Below are 20568 nucleotides of genomic sequence, written 5' to 3' on the forward strand. Positions count from 1 at the left end.
ACGGAAGGAAACCGGGGAACCCCTTGAACAGCAGTAAGCACACGGAACTGGCGAATCACGCCTGGTCCGTCGCCGACCTCCTGCGCGGCGACTACAAGCAGTCCGACTACGGCAAGGTCATCCTGCCGTTCACCGTCCTGCGCCGGCTGGAATGCGTCCTGGAGCCGACCCGTCAGAAGGTCGCCGAGGAGGTCGCCCGCTTCGAGGGCCAGGACATGGACACGGACCACTTCCTGCGCCGCGCCTCGGGACACTCCTTCTACAACAAGAGCGATCTCACCCTGAAGAAGATCGCCGCCGACCCGCAGAACGCGGCGCAGCTCCTCCAGATCTATGTGGCGGGCTTCTCCGACAACGCCCGCGAGGTCCTCGACAAGTACGAGTTCACCCAGCAGATCAAGAAGCTGGCCGGCGCCGACCTGCTCTACAAGGTCATCGGCAAGTTCACCGACCTCGACCTGCACCCCGAGAACGTGTCCAACCACAACATGGGCTACATCTTCGAGGAGTTGATCCGTCGGTTCGCGGAACAGTCCAACGAGACGGCGGGTGAACATTTCACCCCGCGCGAGGTCATCCAGCTGATGGTCAACCTGCTGATCGCGCCCGACGGCGACGCGCTCAGTCTGCCCGGCGTGGTCCGCACGGTGATGGACCCGGCCTGCGGCACGGGCGGCATGCTCAGCGCGGCCGAGGAACACATCAAGGCGTACAACGACGACGCCACGGTGGAGGTGTACGGGCAGGAACTCAACCCCGAGTCGTGGGCGATCTGCCGTTCCGACCTGATGATCAAGGGCCAGGACCCGGAGAACATCGCCTACGGCAACTCCTTCTCCGACGACGGTCACAAGCGCGAGGAGTTTGACTACCTCCTGGCCAACCCGCCGTTCGGCGTGGAGTGGAAGAAGGTCAAGGAAGCGGTCGAGTACGAGCACAACCACATGGGCGAGGCCGGCCGCTTCGCCGCGGGCCTGCCGCGCATCAACGACGGCTCGCTGCTCTTCCTCCAGCACATGATCTCGAAGATGAAGCCGGTGGACGTCAAGGGGCGGGGTGGCTCCCGCATCGCGATCGTCTTCAACGGCTCGCCCTTGTTCACGGGTGCGGCCGGCTCGGGTGAGTCCGAGATCCGTCGGTGGATCCTGGAGAACGACTGGCTGGAGGCAATCGTCGCCCTCCCGGACCAGCTCTTCTACAACACCGGTATTTCCACGTACTTCTGGATCCTGACGAACCGCAAATCCGCGGACCACAAGGGGAAGGTCGTGCTGTTGGACGCGCGCGACCAGTTCCAGAAGATGCGCAAGTCGCTCGGCGACAAGCGCAAGGAACTCGGCAAGCAGCACATCGCGGACGTGACACGGCTGTACGAGGAAGCGATTGGCGCGGCAGCGGACCCTGACCACCCGTTCCACGGCAAGGTCAAGGTCTTCGACAACGAGGCGTTCGGCTACCAGCGCATCACGGTCGAGCGGCCGCTGAAGCTGCGCTTCGAGGTCACCGAGGAGACGCTGGCTGCGCTGACGGCGGCGAAGCCGGTGCAGAAGCTGGCGGATGCGGACGCCTTCGTTGGCGCGGTGCGTACGCTGCTGGGCTCGTCGTGGGCGACGAAGTCCGAGGCGCTGATCGCGCTGAAGGACGCGGTGGTGGGGGCCGGGTTGCTCTGGCCGACGGGTGCGCCGTTCGCGAAGGCGGTACGGGACACGGTGGGCGTCCGGGATCCGGAGGGTGAGGTGCAGCTCGTGAAGGGTGCGCCGGAGCCGGACGCGGAGTTGCGGGACTACGAGAACGTGCCGTTGGGGGAGGACGTTGAGGAGTACCTGAAGCGGGAGGTGCTGCCGCACGTACCGGACGCGTGGATCGACCACACGAAGACGAAGATTGGCTACGAGATTCCGTTCACGCGGCACTTTTATGTGTACAAGCCGCCGCGGCCGTTGGCGGAGATCGACGCGGAGTTGAAGGCTGTGGAGGCGGAGATTCAAGCTCTGTTGGGCGAGGTGACGGAGTGACCACGTATCGAATCAAGGACGTCGCGCGGATCAACCGCACCACGTTGCCAGAGGATACCAATCCGGACTTCAGATTCCGATACGTTGATATTTCTGCTGTTGATAGTCTCGGTAATATCACAGTGCCGGAAGAAGACACTGTCTTCGCCTCGGCACCGTCCCGTGCCCGACGGATCGCACCGGCTGGCTCGGTCTTGGTCTCGACAGTTCGCACATACCTGCAGGCAATCGGAACCGTTCCAGCCCGGATGGAGCCGCTGGTTTTCTCGACCGGCTTCGCCGTGCTTGAGGCCGAGCGGAATATTCATGGCAGGTACTTGGCCTTCTACTGCAGGTCGCAGCCTTTCATTGATGGAATCGTTGCTAGATCAACGGGGGTAAGTTACCCAGCGATCAGTGCGAGCGAGATCGGCAACCTGTCGGTTTCTCTGCCTCCACTCGAGGAGCAGCGCCGCATCGCTGACTTTCTCGACGCCGAGACCTCCCGCATCGATGGTTTGGTAGACGCGGAGTTGCGTGTCGTTGACCGTCTTGCCGAGCGGCGTGCGGCAGGAGTGCAGTACGCCGTTTCGGGTGGCGAGTATGTCAGGCGCCGTGAGTCCACCCTCGCCTGGCTGAAGTCGGTCCCAGAGTCGTGGCAGGAGGTACGTGTTGGGCTTCTGGCTCGGATGGGCAGCGGTCACACGCCAAGCCGGTCTCGCCCGGAGTGGTGGGTGGAATGCACTATCCCGTGGATTACCACCGGTGAGGTGAAGCAGGTTCGAGATGACCGCGTTGAGGACCTGTACGAGACGCGCGAAAGAATCAGCAAGTTGGGGCTTTCTAATTCTGCCGCAGAACTGCATCGGAAGGGCACGGTATTTCTCTGTCGAACCGCCTCCGCCGGCTACTCCGGAGTCATGGGGACAGACATGGCTACGAGTCAGGACTTCGTTACGTGGGCTTGTGGTCCACGACTCAACCCGTATTACCTGCTTTGGTGTCTTCGGGCCATGCGTGCTGACTTGCTGGGACGGCTGGCCATGGGTTCTACGCACAAGACGATCTATGTACCTGATCTTCAGATGCTGCGCATCCCTCTGCCGTCGTTGACGGAGCAGGGTCAGATTGTCGAGACCATTCGAAACCAAAACGCGCGGATCGACGTTCTCACGGACAAGGTGCGACGCCAGGTCGAGCTCTTGAAAGAACGTCGCCAAGCTCTAATCACCGCCGCCGTAACCGGCCAGTTCGACGTATCCACCGCCAGCGGACGCAACGTAACGGACGGAGTCACTGTATGAGCCCCATCCACAACGAGTCCGCTTTCGGCTCCGCGATAGTTGCCGCCATGACCGCGCCCGAGCCCGAGCCCGAGCACGGGTGGCGCGAGGCGCGGCCCCAGGACTACACGGCTGATCTCGGGCTCGACACCAACGAGCTGTTCGAGTTCATCAAGAACTCCCAGCACGATGAGTGGTACGAGCTCTGCACCGTCTACGGCAACGCCGACGAGGCTGAGCGCGGCTTCGCCAGGCGCCTCGACAAGGCCATCGGTGATGACGGCCTGCTGCACGTCCTTCGTAACGGCGTCAAGGACCGCGGTGTCCGCATCCGCCTCGCCTACTTCAAGCCCAACCTCGTGCCCGATGACTCCGTACTCAAGGGCTATCGCGCCAACCGCCTCACCGTTGTTCGCGAACTCCGCTACGCCACCAAGCAAGCCGACTGGGGCAACGAGCTCGACCTGACGCTCTTCCTCAACGGCATCCCGATCGCCACCGCGGAGTTGAAGAACCCTCTCACCGGTCAGGGCGCCGAGCAGGCCAAGGAGCAGTACCGCACGGACCGCGACCCGACCGAGTTGATCTTCACGCGCCGCGTCATCGCGAACTTCGCCGTCGACCCGGACGTGGTCTTCGTCGCCACCGAGCTGAAGGGGAAGAATACGCGCTTCCTTCCCTTCAACACCGGTTCCAAGGGGCCCGGTGAACCGGGTGGCGCCGGTAACCCCGCCCCCACCGCCTTCGGCCAGTACGCCACCTCGTACCTCTGGGAGCAGGTCTGGGAGCGGGAAAACTGGCTCGACCTGCTCCAGCGGTTCGTCCATCAGCAGAAGACCAAGACCGAGAAGAGGACGATCTTCCCGCGCTTCCACCAGTGGGACGCGGTCAAGAAGCTGACCGCCCACGCCGCAACCCACGGCGCCGGGCAGGACTACCTGATCATGGCTTCGGCCGGCTCGGGCAAGTCGAACACCATCGGTTGGCTCGCCCACCGTCTCTCCGACCTCCACGCGGACACCGACCCGCGCGCCCTCGACACCAAGGCGCTGGCCGCGGGTCTCATCAAGCCCGGCGAACCCGTCTTCGACAAGGTCATTGTCATCACCGACCGCCGGAACCTGGACGCCCAGCTCCGCGAGACCGTCGGCAGCTTCTCGCAGACCGACGGTCTGGTCGTGAAGATCGACGAGAAGAGCGGCGCCAAGAGCGAGCAGCTCGCCCGCGCCCTCTCCCGCGACACCGGCAAGATCGTCACCGTCACCCTGCACTCGTTCCCGGCGTTGCTCGACTACATCCAGCGCAACCCGACGGAGATCAAGGGCACCACCTTCGCGATCATCCTCGACGAGGCCCACTCCTCCCAGTCCGGCGACGCCGCCACGGCCGTCCGCGCGGCCCTGCGGGACCTCGGCCTCGACTCGGACTCGGAGGACCCTGGTGCGACCACCCTTACCGTCACCGAGCAGCTGATGAAGAAGGCGGAAGACCGGTCCAAGGCGGCCAACCTCTCCTACTTCGCCTTCACTGCCACCCCCAAGGCCAAGACCCTCGAACTCTTCGGCACCCCCGAGCAGATCGACGGCAAGACCACCTACCGGCCCTTCCACACGTACTCCATGCGCCAGGCCATCGAGGAAGGCTTCATCCTCGACCCCCTGCGCAACTACGTCACGTACAACACGTACTGGAAGCTGGTGAACAAGAACCCCGACGAGAAGGAAGTCGACCCCTCCAAGGCGAACCCGCTTCTCGCCCGGCACGCCCTCACTCACGACTCGACCGTCTCCCAGCACGCCCAGGTGATCGTCGAGCACTTCGTCAGTCACACCCGCGGACGTCTCGGCGGACGCGCCAAGGCGATGGTCGTGACCGCGTCCCGCCAGTCCGCCGCCCAGATGGCGCGGGCCATCAAGAGCTACATCAAGGACCGGGACTACGACACCAAGTTCCCCGACCTCGGCGTCCTGGTCGCATTCTCCGGCTCGCTCACCATCGACGGCGAGGAGACCACCGAGCCGAAGGAGAACGGCGGGCTCGCCGAGAGCGCGCTCCCGAAGGCGTTCGGCTACACCCGTGCCGACGACAAGGCCGTGAAGGCCGGGGCGAAGGGCAAGCAGGAGTACAAGATCCTGGTGGTGGCCGAGAAGTACCAGACCGGTTTCGACCAGCCGCTGTTGACCACGATGTACGTCAACAAGAAGCTGACCGGCATCTCCGCCGTGCAGACCCTCTCCCGGCTGAACCGTACCGCTGAGCGCAAGGCACAGGCCGACCTTGCCGTCCTGGACTTCGCCAATGAGGCCGAGGACATCAAGGACGCCTTCCGCCCGTACTTCGAGGAAGCGCAGACCCTCCCCTCGGACCCCAATCTCCTCTACACCGCGCAGAGCCGGGTCATGTCCGCGCCGATCATCTCGGAAGCGGACATGGACGAGTTCGCCACCGCCTTCTTCGAGGCGAAGCAGAAGGCCGCCGGGTCGCAGGCCCGGTGGGAGAAGCTGCACGCCGAGCTGTACCGCATCCTCTCCCCGGCCGTCGCGCGTTACGAGGCACTGCGAGATGACGACGAGGACGAGGACCACGTCCAGACGGCAGAGGACTTCCGCGCCGACCTGCACGACTATGTACGCAAGTACGGCTTCCTCGCTCAGATCGTGCCCTACCGGGACGCCGACCTGGAGCGACTGCACCTCTACGGCCGCTACCTCCTCACCCGGCTGCGGGGCCGCACCGACGGAGGCGTGGACATAGGCGACGTGGACCTCAGCCACCTGCGGGTGGAGAAGACCGGCGAACACGACGTGTCGCTGACGGCCGAAGGCCCGGCCCTCATGCAGGGGTTCGGTGAGGGCACGGGCGGCGCCAAGGAGCCGGAGAAGTCGCTCCTGTCGGAGCTGATCGAGAAGTTCAACGCCAAGTTCGGCACGGACTTCACCGAGGAAGATCTTGCCAAGCCGTTCAACGAGGCCAAGGCCGACGTCAAGGTGAAGGCCGCGGCCCTCGTCAACGACGAGGACAACTTCGGCAAGGTCTTCGACAAGGTCTTCGCCGACAAGATGGCCGACCACATCGACACCATCGCCGGCATGGGCCGCCAGTACTTCGGCGCCGACCGGAGCTTCAAGTCCAACCTCGACCGCAGCGCACGCCGCGCGGCATGGCGCATGATCCGCCGTGAGGCGGGCGTGGACGACGAGGGCTGAGACGGAGGCGGGGCCCGCGTACGCCACTGAGGTGTACGCGGGCCCCGCCCGTTCAGTGCTACGCCTGCGGACCGGAAGCCAGCTCGATGAACCCGGCCCACGCCTCGCGCCCTACGGTCAGTACGGGCCCTTCGAGTCGCCTTTTGGAGTCCCGTACGTGCATGGAGTCGGCAGTGGCGGCCACCTCGACGCACTCGCCGCCACCGCCGCCGCTGTAACTGCTCTTGAACCAGGCCGACTCAGGCACGGTGGGCACGAAGTGCTGCACGGTCATCCCTCTCCCAGCAGTTTCTCGACGAAGGCCAGTGACTCGCTCGGAGTCAGGGCTTGTGAGCGCAGGATGCCATAGCGGGATTCCAGTTCACGGATCTTTGTCGTCCCTGTGTGGAGGCGGCTGTCGTTCTGGACCTCGGTGTAGGCGATCCGCTGCCCGGTTGCGGCATCGATCAGGTTGAACGGCCCGTCCAGCGCGGCATGGTCCTCTCGGTCCGTCGGCATCACCTGGATCTCAACGTTCCGACGCTGGCCGACCAGGAGGACTTGTTGCAGCTGGCCGCGCAGTACTGCCCTGCCGCCGATCGGCTTGCGAAGGACCACCTCCTCGATGATGAAGCTCAGAAGTGGCGCCGGGCGCCGCTCGAAGATCTCCTGCCGCGCGAGACGTGATTCCAAGCGTTGTTCAATGACCGCATCGTCAAGCAAGGGGCGCTGCATCCGAAACACCGCGCGTGCGTAGTCCTCTGTCTGGAGCAGGCCGGGGATCGCAAGGGCTGCATACACGCACAGGGCTTGCGCTGTCGCCTCCAGCCGCGCCGCATCCCGGAAGAACGCCGGATACTGCGCCCGTGCCACCTCCTCCTTCAACGCGATCAGCACACCTCCCGCGCCCAGCACCTCGTCCGCCTGGTCGATGAACCGCGGCGGTGGAATACGCCGCCCCTGTTCGAACGAGGCGATCGACTGGGCCGCGTACCCCACCAGCTTCCCGAACTCCGCCCGTTCGAGTCCCGCCCGCACCCGCAGTAACTTCAACTGGCGCCCGAACGCCATCACGACACCCGAACCGGGTTCGTCCTCCGGGCGCTGCCCCACCGGTTCCCGCTCGCCCTGGTCCTCGTACTCCATCGCCGCCGCCTCTCCCGCCACGTACAGCGCGCCTGCCGCCGCGTACAAGAGTATGGCGACGGCGCGTCACCCATGGTCACGCTACGCCACCACGCCCCACCGTGGAGACATGACGAACAACCCCGTGGGCGACACCCAGACCGCGCAACTCAGCCACCCCAGCCACCATTTCGAGATGAGGTTCAGCTCCACTCCGCGGGGCGCCCGCCTTGCCCGTTGCCTCTGCGCCGAGCGTCTGCACGCCTGGGGTATCCCTTACGCCACCGAGGCGCATGACACGCTCGCCCTGCTTGTTGCCGAGCTCGCCGCGAACGCCGTTCGCCACGGGCGCGTGCCCGGCCGGGACTTCCTCCTGCGGCTCACCGCCCACGCCGAGACCGTACGCGTGGAGGTCACCGACACCCGCGGCGAACGGCTCCCGGAGCCGACGGCAGGCCCTCCGGCGCTCGACCGCGCCAGTGGACGCGGCCTGCTGCTCGTCGAGTGCCTCGCCGACCGCTGGGGCTGGTTCCCTCGTGCCGGCGGTGCACCCGGTAAGACCGTGTGGGCCGAGTACGACCGGCCGCGCGCTGGTGCGGTGGGGGGCGTATCTCAGCCATAACTGCCGAACTCCGCGCACTTTATGGACGGAAGATCGTCCCGCCCGCAAGACTTGTTCTCGGCCATGTCGAGCCGGCCGACGCCACCACCGTGTACGCGTGCCGGCGCAAAGACGCGACGGGGGCGGGCAAGGTGCCGCAGCAGAAGATCGCCGGACGTTACGAACTCCTGGAGGAGCTCAGTCACGGCGGCATGGGGGATGTGTGGCGTGGCTATGACGCCGTGCTCGACCGGCCCGTGGCCGTGAAGCTGATCCGGCAGCAGGCCATCAGCTCACCGCAGCTCGCCGAGGAGTTCGCGAAGCGGTTCCGGCGCGAGGCGCGGATCACCGCCCGGATCCAGCACGCGGGTGTGCCGCAGGTGTACGACGCGGTGCTCGACGACTCGCTGGAGCGGTTGTTCCTCGTCATGGAACTGGTCGACGGGGTGCCGCTGTCCGCGTACGTCCAACCCGGCCGTCCCCTCCCGGTGGCCTGGGCGGCAGCGGTCGCCGCCCAGGTGGCGACCGTCCTCTCGCACGCCCATGTGGTGCCGGCGATCCACCGCGACCTCAAACCCGGCAACATCCTCGTCGCCCGCGACGGGACGGTGAAGGTCCTCGACTTCGGGATCGCGGCGATCCTGCGGACCGACGTGACCAAGCTGACCGCCACCGGTACGCCGATCGGGACCTACCAGTACATGTCGCCGGAGCAGGTGCGCGGCGGGCGGATCACCCCGCAGACCGATCTGTACGCGCTCGGCTGCATCCTGCACGAACTGCTCAGTGGGCAGCTCCTGTTCAGTGCGGACAGCGAGTACGTGCTCATGTATCAGCACGTCAACGCCGACCCCACCCCGCTGCGCGAGCTGCGGGCGGACGTCCCGCCCGCACTGGAGGAACTCGTCCTCCTCCTGCTGCGCAAGGCGCCGGAATCGCGGCCCGCCGATATCCAGGACGTGTACGAGCGGCTGCGCCCCTTCCTGCCACCGCCCGGCGCGGCACCCGCACCGGCCGGGGCCGGACCGACCGGCGTACCCGACCCGACCGGGCTCTTCCGGAACCCGTACGCGCCGCGCTCCCGAGCCCAGGCCGGGCCGCGCGTCCCCGGCACGGACGGGCAGCCGCCCGCACCCCCTGCTCCCGCCGCCGTGCCGGGCGCGTTCCGGGAGGAGATCAAGGAGGCGTACGCGCACTCGGACGCCCTCCTCGAAGAGGAGCGGTTCGCACAGGCGGCCGAGGTGCTCGGCGAGATCATCGAACCGGCCGCCCGCGCGCTCGGCTCCGAGAGCCGGCAGGTCCTGGAGCTGCGGACCCAGCGGGCCGCGATCCGACTGCTGGGCGGGGACTACCGCGCCGCACTGCCCGAGTTCGACGCGCTCGCCGACGCCTACGGCCGCATCCACGGCCCCACCAGCGAACACGCCCGCGCCTGCCGGGCCCAGGCCGCGCGCTGCCGCGCCGAACTGGGCCAGGTCACGGAGGCTCTCGCCGCGTTGCAGGGCATTCTCGGCGTCGTGCGCTCCGTCGACGGCGACGTCAGCGAAGAAGCCGTCGAACTGCGCCGCGACATCGGGATGTTGATGCTCGCCCAGGGGCGGGCGGCCGACGCCTGGCACATCCTGGAGCCGCTGCACGAGGACCTGTGCGTGGTCTACAGGCCGGACGACGAGATGACCGCCGAGATCGCGGAGGCGCTGGCGCTGATCCGGCTGGACCTCGACGGGTCGGCTTCCTGAAAGGCACCGCGCAGCACGCGGCGCCCGTGGGACGATCTTGACCGGGGCCGGTCGTTCCACAGCACAACCGACGGCCCGGGGAGGGCGGGAAGCCATGACCACTGCGCACGCCGGGAGGGACAAGCAGGAGGTGATCCTGCAGGTCCGTCAGGTGAAACAAGCCTTGAAAACCGTCTACCTGGAGTCGGGTCTCATCGACGGGAGTGACCTGGCCGGGAAGACGGATGACGACCTTGAGAAGCGCATGCTCTCGCGCGCCCTGACCGCCCAAGCCGTCCGGATCGTCACCGGTTTCAGCCCGCAGGAAGCGGCGCTCACGGTGATCGACGGCATCGCCGACAAGGGCATCGACGCCATTGCGGTGGTGGATGGGCCGGACCCGCACGTCTATCTCGTCCAGGCCAAATGGAGCAAGGACGGCAAAGCCAAGGGCGAGCGGGAGACCGTCTGGGAGCTGCTCGCGGGGCTGCGGCTGATCGACGACGAGGACTTCGCCGCGTTCAACCCGCGCGGCAGGCAGCTTGCCGAGTACGCCAAGGCTGTCATGGCGAAGGGACCGACCAAGATCACCCAGGTCGTCGTGCTGATGCGGGCCGACGAGGTGAGTGAGGGCTTCCGTCACGCGCTGATCGACGGCGAGAAGGAGTTCAACCGCCACGGAAAGGTTTTGGGCCACCGGATCATCCTGGGACCCGAGGTCTGGGAATCCGTACGGAAGGACCTGGCACCCAACCCTGTCGAGCTGACGGCCGACCTGTTTCCGTGGTTCACGATCAGCCTCCCGTACGAGTCGTACCAAGGTGTGATCGAGGCCGAGCAGGTGGCCCGATGGATGGAGCACGGCGCGAACCTGTTCAACCTGAACATCCGCAATCCGCTCGGCCGAACGCCGATCAACAACGAACTGATCAGCACCCTCACCGAAGAGCCCGCCAGTTTCTGGTACTACAACAACGGCGTCACCGTCCTGTGCGAGTCGGTGGAAAAGGTGCATCAGGCCATCCGGAATCCTCAGGCCCGCCCGATCACCCTGACCCTGCACAACGCCAGCGTCGTGAACGGCGCGCAGACGGTGCGGTCGGTGGCCGAGGCCGTAGCCGCGGATGACGCGGCGGCGGATGCCCAGGTGGGCGTCCGGATCATCGTCACGGGCAAGGCCGAGGACTTCGCCAAGCGGACCACCCAGGCCACCAACCGCCAGAACCGGGTGGAGGCACGGGACTTCATTGCCCTGGACCCGGTGCAGGCTGCCATTTTGGAGGACATGCGGGCCGAACTCGGTCTGGAATACAGCGTCCGCCGCAGTGAACTGGATCCGACCGAGGACACCGGCTGTTCCGTGGTCGAAGCGGCGTGTGCGATGGCCTGCGCCCACCCCGACAGCCAGTACGCGGCGAGGATGGCGACCACCCTGGATGTGCTGTGGGAACGCGGCTCCCAGGGCATCTACGACGTGCTGTTCCGACCGCAACCCAGCGCCTATCTCCTCTGGAACTCGGTGCAGATACTCCGGGAGGTCCGCCGTACGCTGCATGCCGTGCGTTCGGGGTACGAGGGCCGGGGCGCCGCGCTCACCGAGCACGGCCTTTATCTGCTCACCCATCTCGTCTTCCGTCGCCTCGATACCGAGTCGATCGACGAGCCGGACCCGAAGCAGGAGTGGGCGACTGCTGCTGGGCAGCAGGTGCCCGCTCTGGTCAAGGAGCTCCTGCCCGCGGTTGCCGGGGCGATCGACGAGCTCTACGGCGAACGTTCGCAGATCCGGGCCGTGTGTGCGGACATCGCCCGCTGCCGTGAGGTCGCCGGCCGCGTACTGCGCGCCGCTGCAGACCCGGAGAGCCTGGCCGCACAGGACAAGTACCGCCGGGTTCCCGCACAGCGCAAACCCCGCCGCCCCAACGCGGTGCACGTCCTCGTCGACAAGGGGGTACTCGACGAGGGTGCCTCGCTCGTCCTGTCCACCGCCTATCCGCTCGAGGCCGAGGCTCTGAAGGGCTGGTTGGCCCAGGACGACAAGCGGGGCCGGGCCAGCTGGACCCGGCACCGCACCAAGCCGATCCTCTGGGCCGCCGACGGTAAGCAGTACTCACCGTCCGGCCTGATCACGCGGATGTGGGAACTCGCCGAATGGGAAAAGCGGCCTGTGGCCAACCAGGGAACCGCCCGGTGGGTCACCGAAACCGGCGAAACCCTCGCCGATCTCGCCTGGCGGGTCCTCGGCGAACTGGAAGAGCCGGACGAGGAGGAGCCGGCGCACGCACCACGCGACTGACGAATGCCCGACGGGGCGCGGCCGCGGTGCCCCTTGGAACCGCTTGAGGAGAACCGCTCGCCATGCCCCGACTCGCCTTCGACATCGCCTTCTGCGCTCAGCTCGGCAAGCTCCAGGGGTCGGTGAAACAAGGTGTCTTCGACGCCTGGGAGAAATTCCAAGACCTCACCCTGGAGCAGTTGTTCAAGGACCCGGGGTTGAAGCTGGAGTCCCTCAAGCGGGCCCGTGATCCTCACATTCGAACCATCCGCATCGACCAGGGCACCCGTGGTGTCGTCCTGGCTCCCGAAAGCGGGGACACCTACGTCCTGCTGAGGGTGATGCCGCACGACAAGGCCATCGCCTGGGCGGTCAAGCAGAAGGCGAGCATCAACACGGTCACTCAGGCCGTCGAGATCCGCGACATTGCCATGCTCGACGAACTCACCCCGGCCTACGAACGCATCGCGCCCGCCCGTGAGGAGCGACTGTTCGCCAAGTTCTCCGACGGTGACCTGTCAGCACTCGGGGTCGACGGCACCACTCTCCGCCAGGCCCGCGTCCTGACGACGCCGGAGCAGCTGGAGGTGTTCGCGCCGTTCTTCCCACAGGACCAGCGGGAGGTACTGGAGTATCTGGCCGCCGGATTCACCGTGGAGGACGTGTGGCGCGACGTGGTCGCCGTCAACCTGGCCGACCGGACTGCCGAGCCGGTCGATACCACCGACTACGAGACCGCCATCCAACGCTCCCGTACCCGGATCGCCCTCGTCAGCGCCTCCGACGAGCTCCGCGACATCCTCGACAAGCCCTTCGCCGCCTGGCGCGTCTTCCTGCACCCCTCCCAGCAGAAGGTGGCGTACCGGGCCTCGTACTCCGGACCGGCCCAGGTCACCGGAGGGCCCGGCACCGGCAAAACCGTGGTTGCGTTGCACCGCGTACGCCATCTGCTGCGACACCTGCGCGACGGCGACCGAATCCTGCTGACCACGTACACCAACGCGCTCGTCGCCGCACTTCGCTCCGGACTCGCCGACCTCGTCGAGGACGAGACGCTGCGCGACCGGGTCGACATCATGACCGTTGATGCGTTCGCGGGCCGTGTCGTCTCGACCTCGCGCCGGCCACTGCGCGGCGACGAGGAGCAGGGCCGTTGGGAGCAGGCCGCTCACGCCACCGGGTTCACCGGCACCGCCCAGTTCCTTGCCCAGGAGTACAAGCACGTCATCCTGGCGCAGAACCTGCGTACCTGCGAGGAGTACGAGGCCGCCGAGCGGAAGGGGCGGGGGAGCGCCTTGCCCGTCCGCGTTCGTCCCTTGTTGTGGCGCACCGTGGAGGAGTTCACCGGCCGCCTCGCCGCGGACGGTCTGCGCACGTACCTCGGGACCTGTGCCGAGGCGGCGGACCTGCTGGACGGGTCCGGCCCGCGCTACCGGCACATCGTCGTCGACGAGGCCCAGGACCTGCATCCCGCGCAATGGCGGCTGTTGCGGGCCGCCGCCCCCGGCCGGCCCGACGACTTGTTCATCGCAGGAGACCCGCACCAGCGCATCTATGACACGAAGGTGTCACTGAAGACCATCGGGATCAAAGTCACCGGCCGCTCGACGAAGATGCGCAAGAACTACCGCTCCACGCACGAGATCCTCAGCTGGTCCACCGCTCTTCTTCACGGTCGCCCGTTCGAGGAGCTGGCGGACGACAGCCGTCATGAAACGCTGCTTGGCTACCGCTCGGCGTTGCACGGCCAAGGGCCGGAGACCTATGCGGCTCAGTCCCAGAGCGCAGAGCTGGATGCACTGGTCACGAGGGTGCGCAGCTGGCTGGACAGCGGCATTCCGTCCGCTGACATCGGTGTGAGCGCTCGTTTCAACAAGACCTGTGAGCAGGCGGCCGAAGCTCTTACGGCCGCCGGTGTCCCTGCCGTCCGCCTGCGTGGGGACACGGAGGTCGCTGCAGACGCCGTCAATATCGGCACCATGCACGCCTTCAAGGGTCTCGAATACCGGTGCGTCGCTGTCATCGGGGTGCACGACGGAGCCCTGCCGTTCCCCAAAGCGGTGACGCCGGCGGACGTCGACCGTCTGCAGCACGAGACCGACCTGCTGGCGGAACGTTGTCTGTTGTTCGTGGCTTGCACCAGGGCCCGGGACGGGCTCTATGTGTCGTGGTCCGGCAGGCCGAGTCGGTTTCTTCTGGAAGCGGTTCTGTAGCCAGGGCGCCATCGTGCACCAGCGCCGGATTCGGCCACCAATCTGTGTCTGTGGGGGGCTCTGCCCGATTGTGGACTCTGACGTCGCGGTGGGCCGGAGGTCAGAGCGCCACGCGTGGCCGCTGACGCTCATTTGACGTGTGGGCGTTACAGGCGATGTCTTGAGGCTCGTGACGCTCATCTGACGCCCGCTCCGATGGTTCGTCCCATCGCTGATTTGCAGGTCACGCACGGTGGATGGTCCGCTTCCCGGGGGTCTGGCTTCGCGAAAACCCGGCAGGGCGCCGCCAACAGCCGTCCCCGTGAAGCGCGCCGCGAGGCGTGGGTCGACGTAGTTCCGCCGTCCGGTTATAGGTGCCTCAGTGACCAGGGGTTCCGGCAACCTAGCGGTCCGGGATAGCTCGAACCACCGCGGACGTATCCCCAAGTCGTGCCGCACCCATAGGATCGTGTAAGTTCTTCGAGTTGCCACGGAGCCGACAGGCCCGGGGCAGCCATCCCGCCGCTTCGCGGCGCACCACTACTGCACGGCCCCTCACTGGGAACGATTTCGGCATGCCGAAATTCGAACCGCGACGTGATTATGCGTCAACGAGGAATTCCGCTAAAGTAGTGGTCACGCCGAAAGGCACGGCAACGCAAATTGCCGGACCGCGGCGTAACCCCCTCCGACGGGGATTCGGAAACGAATTCGGACCGGCAACGGACCGAAAATCGGATCTGCTAGAGTCGGAAAGGCCCAAAGCGAAAGCCAAACGGCCGGGCCCGCTCCAACAGGGCGCCGGAGACGGAAACGGATCTGGTAAGGTTGGAAACGCGAAGAAGCCGAAAGGCGGAAACGCACCGGCGAAAATCGGGCCCGCAAGGATCTGATAGAGTCGGAAACGCAAGACCGAAGGGAAGCGCCCGGAGAGCCTGGTGAGACAGGCACAAAGGAAGCGTCCGTTCCTTGAGAACTCAACAGCGTGCCAAAAGTCAACGCCAGATATGTTGATACCCCGTCCACCGGAAACACTTCCGGAGGATGAGGTTCCTTTGAAAAGTCCATCGGCGCCCATGTGGTGCGGATGGCACACACAGCGAGGACGCTGTGAACGACCGGACCTATTCCGTCTGGTCGTTCCGCTCTCGTGTGTGTTTCACCCGATTACGGGTAAACATTCACGGAGAGTTTGATCCTGGCTCAGGACGAACGCTGGCGGCGTGCTTAACACATGCAAGTCGAACGATGAACCTCTTTCGGGAGGGGATTAGTGGCGAACGGGTGAGTAACACGTGGGCAATCTGCCCTTCACTCTGGGACAAGCCCTGGAAACGGGGTCTAATACCGGATACGACTACCGACCGCATGGTCTGGTGGTGGAAAGCTCCGGCGGTGAAGGATGAGCCCGCGGCCTATCAGCTTGTTGGTGGGGTGATGGCCTACCAAGGCGACGACGGGTAGCCGGCCTGAGAGGGCGACCGGCCACACTGGGACTGAGACACGGCCCAGACTCCTACGGGAGGCAGCAGTGGGGAATATTGCACAATGGGCGAAAGCCTGATGCAGCGACGCCGCGTGAGGGATGACGGCCTTCGGGTTGTAAACCTCTTTCAGCAGGGAAGAAGCGAGAGTGACGGTACCTGCAGAAGAAGCGCCGGCTAACTACGTGCCAGCAGCCGCGGTAATACGTAGGGCGCAAGCGTTGTCCGGAATTATTGGGCGTAAAGAGCTCGTAGGCGGCTTGTCACGTCGGATGTGAAAGCCCGGGGCTTAACCCCGGGTCTGCATTCGATACGGGCAGGCTAGAGTTCGGTAGGGGAGATCGGAATTCCTGGTGTAGCGGTGAAATGCGCAGATATCAGGAGGAACACCGGTGGCGAAGGCGGATCTCTGGGCCGATACTGACGCTGAGGAGCGAAAGCGTGGGGAGCGAACAGGATTAGATACCCTGGTAGTCCACGCCGTAAACGTTGGGAACTAGGTGTGGGCGACATTCCACGTCGTCCGTGCCGCAGCTAACGCATTAAGTTCCCCGCCTGGGGAGTACGGCCGCAAGGCTAAAACTCAAAGGAATTGACGGGGGCCCGCACAAGCAGCGGAGCATGTGGCTTAATTCGACGCAACGCGAAGAACCTTACCAAGGCTTGACATACACCGGAAACGTCTGGAGACAGGCGCCCCCTTGTGGTCGGTGTACAGGTGGTGCATGGCTGTCGTCAGCTCGTGTCGTGAGATGTTGGGTTAAGTCCCGCAACGAGCGCAACCCTTGTTCTGTGTTGCCAGCATGCCCTTCGGGGTGATGGGGACTCACAGGAGACTGCCGGGGTCAACTCGGAGGAAGGTGGGGACGACGTCAAGTCATCATGCCCCTTATGTCTTGGGCTGCACACGTGCTACAATGGCCGGTACAATGAGCTGCGATACCGCGAGGTGGAGCGAATCTCAAAAAGCCGGTCTCAGTTCGGATTGGGGTCTGCAACTCGACCCCATGAAGTCGGAGTTGCTAGTAATCGCAGATCAGCATTGCTGCGGTGAATACGTTCCCGGGCCTTGTACACACCGCCCGTCACGTCACGAAAGTCGGTAACACCCGAAGCCGGTGGCCCAACCCCTTGTGGGAGGGAATCGTCGAAGGTGGGACTGGCGATTGGGACGAAGTCGTAACAAGGTAGCCGTACCGGAAGGTGCGGCTGGATCACCTCCTTTCTAAGGAGCACTTCTTACCGACCTCTGGTTGGTCAGAGGCCAGTACATCAGCGAATGTCTGATGCTGGTTGCTCATGGGTGGAACGTTGACTATTCGGCACACTTGATTGGTTGTCACTAGTACTGCTTCGGCGTGGAACGTGGGGACGAGTGAAGTGGGTCGGGCACGTTGTTGGGTATCTGAGGGTACGGACCGTTGAGTCTGGACCTTCGCGATGCCGGCCCCGGTAAAGGTCCGCTTCGGCGGGTTGTGACGGGTGGCTGGTCGTTGCTTGAGAACTGCACAGTGGACGCGAGCATCTGTGGCCAAGTTTTTAAGGGCGCACGGTGGATGCCTTGGCACCAGGAACCGATGAAGGACGTGGGAGGCCACGATAGGCCCCGGGGAGCTGTCAACCAAGCTTTGATCCGGGGGTGTCCGAATGGGGAAACCCGGCAGTCGTCATGGGCTGTCACCCGCTGCTGAACACATAGGCAGTGTGGAGGGAACGCGGGGAAGTGAAACATCTCAGTACCCGCAGGAAGAGAAAACAACCGTGATTCCGGGAGTAGTGGCGAGCGAAACCGGATGAGGCCAAACCAGTCACGTGTGATACCCGGCAGGGGTTGCGTGGTTGGGGTTGTGGGATCTCTCTTTCACAGTCTGCCGGCTGTGAGACGAGTCAGAAACCGTTGATGTAGGCGAAGGACATGCGAAAGGTCCGGCGTAGAGGGTAAGACCCCCGTAGCTGAAACATTAGCGGCTCGTTTGAGAGACACCCAAGTAGCACGGGGCCCGAGAAATCCCGTGTGAATCTGGCGGGACCACCCGTTAAGCCTAAATATTCCCTGGTGACCGATAGCGGATAGTACCGTGAGGGAATGGTGAAAAGTACCGCGGGAGCGGAGTGAAATAGTACCTGAAACCGTGTGCCTACAAGCCGTGGGAGCGTCGCGTTGAGTCTTCGGATTCAACGTCGTGACTGCGTGCCTTTTGAAGAATGAGCCTGCGAGTTTGCGGTATGTTGCGAGGTTAACCCGTGTGGGGAAGCCGTAGCGAAAGCGAGTCCGAATAGGGCGTTGAGTAGCGTGCCCAAGACCCGAAGCGGAGTGATCTAGCCATGGGCAGGTTGAAGCGGAGGTAAGACTTCGTGGAGGACCGAACCCACCAGGGTTGAAAACCTGGGGGATGACCTGTGGTTAGGGGTGAAAGGCCAATCAAACTCCGTGATAGCTGGTTCTCCCCGAAATGCATTTAGGTGCAGCGTCGTGTGTTTCTTGCCGGAGGTAGAGCACTGGATAGGCGATGGGCCCTACCGGGTTACTGACCTTAGCCAAACTCCGAATGCCGGTAAGTGAGAGCGCGGCAGTGAGACTGTGGGGGATAAGCTCCATGGTCGAGAGGGAAACAGCCCAGAGCATCGACTAAGGCCCCTAAGCGTGTGCTAAGTGGGAAAGGATGTGGAGTCGCAGAGACAACCAGGAGGTTGGCTTAGAAGCAGCCATCCTTGAAAGAGTGCGTAATAGCTCACTGGTCAAGTGATTCCGCGCCGACAATGTAGCGGGGCTCAAGCACACCGCCGAAGTCATGTCATTGCAGCAATACTCCTAACGGAGGCTGTGATGGGTAGGGGAGCGTCGTGTGCCGGGTGAAGCAGCCGTGGAAACGAGTTGTGGACGGTTCACGAGTGAGAATGCAGGCATGAGTAGCGATACACACGTGGGAAACGTGTGCGCCGATTGACTAAGGGTTCCTGGGTCAAGCTGATCTGCCCAGGGTAAGTCGGGACCTAAGGCGAGGCCGACAGGCGTAGTCGATGGACAACCGGTTGATATTCCGGTACCCGCTTTGAAACGCCCAATATCGAATCCATTAATGCTAAGGCCGTGAAGCCGGCCTGGAGTCTTCGGACAAAGGGACGTGGTGGAGCCGCCGATCCAAGGTGGTAGTAGGTAAGCGATGGGGTGACGCAGGAAGGTAGTCCAGCCCGGGCGGTGGTTGTCCCGGGGTAAGGGTGTAGGGCGCTGTCCAGGTAAATCCGGACAGCATGAAGCCTGAGACCTGATGCCGAGCCGATTGTGGTGAAGTGGATGATCCTATGCTGTCGAGAAAAGCCTCTAGCGAGTTTCATGGCGGCCCGTACCCTAAACCGACTCAGGTGGTCAGGTAGAGAATACCGAGGCGTTCGGGTGAACTATGGTTAAGGAACTCGGCAAAATGCCCCCGTAACTTCGGGAGAAGGGGGGCCATTGCAGGTGATGAGTCTTGCACTCTGAGCTGGTGGTGGCCGCAGAGACCAGCGAGAAGCGACTGTTTACTAAAAACACAGGTCCGTGCGAAGCCGTAAGGCGATGTATACGGACTGACGCCTGCCCGGTGCTGGAACGTTAAGGGGACCGGTTAGTCACATTTCGGTGTGGCGAAGCTGAGAACTTAAGCGCCAGTAAACGGCGGTGGTAACTATAACCATCCTAAGGTAGCGAAATTCCTTGTCGGGTAAGTTCCGACCTGCACGAATGGCGTAACGACTTCTCGACTGTCTCAACCATAGGCCCGGTGAAATTGCATTACGAGTAAAGATGCTCGTTTCGCGCAGCAGGACGGAAAGACCCCGGGACCTTTACTATAGCTTGATATTGGTGTTCGGTTCGGCTTGTGTAGGATAGGTGGGAGACTTTGAAGCGGCCACGCCAGTGGTTGTGGAGTCATTGTTGAAATACCACTCTGGTCGTGCTGGATGTCTAACCTGGGTCCGTGATCCGGATCAGGGACAGTGTCTGGTGGGTAGTTTAACTGGGGCGGTTGCCTCCTAAAGAGTAACGGAGGCGCCCAAAGGTTCCCTCAGCCTGGTTGGCAATCAGGTGTTGAGTGTAAGTGCACAAGGGAGCTTGACTGTGAGACTGACGGGTCGAGCAGGTACGAAAGTAGGGACTAGTGATCCGGCGGTGGCTTGTGGAAGCGCCGTCGCTCAACGGATAAAAGGTACCCCGGGGATAACAGGCTGATCTTCCCCAAGAGTCCATATCGACGGGATGGTTTGGCACCTCGATGTCGGCTCGTCGCATCCTGGGGCTGGAGTCGGTCCCAAGGGTTGGGCTGTTCGCCCATTAAAGCGGTACGCGAGCTGGGTTTAGAACGTCGTGAGACAGTTCGGTCCCTATCCGCTGTGCGCGTAGGAGTATTGAGAAGGGCTGTCCCTAGTACGAGAGGACCGGGACGGACGAACCTCTGGTGTGCCAGTTGTCCTGCCAAGGGCATGGCTGGTTGGCTACGTTCGGAAAGGATAACCGCTGAAAGCATCTAAGCGGGAAGCCTGCTTCGAGATGAGTACTCCCACCCCCTTTGAGGGGTTAAGGCTCCCAGTAGACGACTGGGTTGATAGGCCAGATATGGAAGCCCGGTAACGGGTGGAGTTGACTGGTACTAATAGGCCGAGGGCTTGTCCTCAGTTGCTCGCGTCCACTGTGTAGGTTCTGAAGTAACGACCTGACTGTATTTAATTAAATGCA

Annotated in this window: 9 protein-coding genes and 2 rRNA genes; 9 read left to right on the forward strand and 2 right to left on the reverse strand. The window is 64.0% G+C overall.

Features of this window, described 5'->3' with window-relative positions:
- Positions 1-23 precede the first annotated feature (23 nt).
- Genes CP981_RS29075 through CP981_RS29085 form a run of 3 tightly spaced genes read left to right on the forward strand, consistent with a single transcriptional unit; the run spans position 24 to position 6483 of the window.
- Positions 24-2015 carry a type I restriction-modification system subunit M gene (locus CP981_RS29075; RefSeq protein WP_085928279.1) on the forward strand — a complete coding sequence of 664 codons (1992 nt, stop codon included), beginning with the start codon at positions 24-26 and terminating at the stop codon, positions 2013-2015.
- Positions 2012-3298, forward strand: a complete 1287-nt coding sequence (locus CP981_RS29080) for a restriction endonuclease subunit S (protein ID WP_143659068.1) — start codon at positions 2012-2014, stop codon at positions 3296-3298. Before CP981_RS29075 ends, CP981_RS29080 begins: the two co-directional genes overlap by 4 nt.
- Positions 3295-6483: a type I restriction endonuclease subunit R gene (locus CP981_RS29085; protein WP_085928278.1), complete on the forward strand. Its 3189-nt coding sequence runs from the start codon at positions 3295-3297 to the stop codon at positions 6481-6483. The genes CP981_RS29080 and CP981_RS29085 overlap by 4 nt, the downstream gene beginning before the upstream one ends.
- 58 nt (positions 6484-6541) lie before the next feature.
- Here the strand turns inward: CP981_RS29085 and CP981_RS29090 are convergent, their stop codons facing one another.
- Positions 6542-6757 carry a DUF397 domain-containing protein gene (locus CP981_RS29090; RefSeq protein ID WP_085928277.1) on the reverse strand — a complete coding sequence of 72 codons (216 nt, stop codon included), beginning with the start codon at positions 6755-6757 and terminating at the stop codon, positions 6542-6544.
- Positions 6754-7608, reverse strand: a complete 855-nt coding sequence (locus tag CP981_RS29095) for a helix-turn-helix domain-containing protein (RefSeq protein ID WP_085928276.1) — start codon at positions 7606-7608, stop codon at positions 6754-6756. Before CP981_RS29095 ends, CP981_RS29090 begins: the two co-directional genes overlap by 4 nt.
- Before the next feature lie 109 nt (positions 7609-7717).
- Here CP981_RS29095 and CP981_RS29100 point away from each other — a divergent pair, with 109 nt between their 5' ends.
- From CP981_RS29100 to CP981_RS29130, 6 genes are all read left to right on the forward strand, one after another.
- Positions 7718-8209 (forward strand): ATP-binding protein, encoded by a 492-nt coding sequence (locus CP981_RS29100; RefSeq protein WP_244329821.1) that lies wholly within the window; start codon positions 7718-7720, stop codon positions 8207-8209.
- 131 nt (positions 8210-8340) lie between these two features.
- Positions 8341-9927, forward strand: coding sequence for a serine/threonine-protein kinase (locus CP981_RS29105; protein WP_085928287.1), 1587 nt, complete (start codon positions 8341-8343; stop codon positions 9925-9927).
- A gap of 94 nt (positions 9928-10021) precedes the next feature.
- On the forward strand, positions 10022-12199 hold the full coding sequence (locus CP981_RS29110) for an AIPR family protein (RefSeq protein WP_085928275.1): 2178 nt from the start codon (positions 10022-10024) through the stop codon (positions 12197-12199).
- Between the two features lie 62 nt (positions 12200-12261).
- Positions 12262-14391 carry a UvrD-helicase domain-containing protein gene (locus CP981_RS29115; RefSeq protein WP_085928274.1) on the forward strand — a complete coding sequence of 710 codons (2130 nt, stop codon included), beginning with the start codon at positions 12262-12264 and terminating at the stop codon, positions 14389-14391.
- Positions 14392-15550: 1159 nt separating this feature from the next.
- Positions 15551-17079: ribosomal RNA gene (locus CP981_RS29125) — 16S ribosomal RNA — on the forward strand.
- 304 nt (positions 17080-17383) lie between these two features.
- A 23S ribosomal RNA gene (locus tag CP981_RS29130) occupies positions 17384-20506 on the forward strand.
- The 16S and 23S rRNA genes sit together here, the layout of an rRNA operon.
- The last annotated feature ends 62 nt before the right edge of the window (positions 20507-20568 follow it).

Source organism: Streptomyces platensis (genome assembly GCF_008704855.1).
GTDB classification, from domain to species: Bacteria; Actinomycetota; Actinomycetes; order Streptomycetales; family Streptomycetaceae; genus Streptomyces; species Streptomyces platensis.

What these genes read in the sequence shown, in the direction of transcription:
- CP981_RS29085 (WP_085928278.1), top strand. Translation starts at nt 3,295, where the DNA reads ATGAGCCCCATCCACAACGAGTCCGCTTTCGGCTCCGCGATAGTTGCC.
- CP981_RS29090 (WP_085928277.1), bottom strand. Translation starts at nt 6,757, where the DNA reads ATGACCGTGCAGCACTTCGTGCCCACCGTGCCTGAGTCGGCCTGGTTC.
- CP981_RS29095 (WP_085928276.1), bottom strand. Translation starts at nt 7,608, where the DNA reads ATGGAGTACGAGGACCAGGGCGAGCGGGAACCGGTGGGGCAGCGCCCG.
- CP981_RS29100 (WP_244329821.1), top strand. Translation starts at nt 7,718, where the DNA reads ATGACGAACAACCCCGTGGGCGACACCCAGACCGCGCAACTCAGCCAC.
- CP981_RS29110 (WP_085928275.1), top strand. Translation starts at nt 10,022, where the DNA reads ATGACCACTGCGCACGCCGGGAGGGACAAGCAGGAGGTGATCCTGCAG.
- CP981_RS29115 (WP_085928274.1), top strand. Translation starts at nt 12,262, where the DNA reads ATGCCCCGACTCGCCTTCGACATCGCCTTCTGCGCTCAGCTCGGCAAG.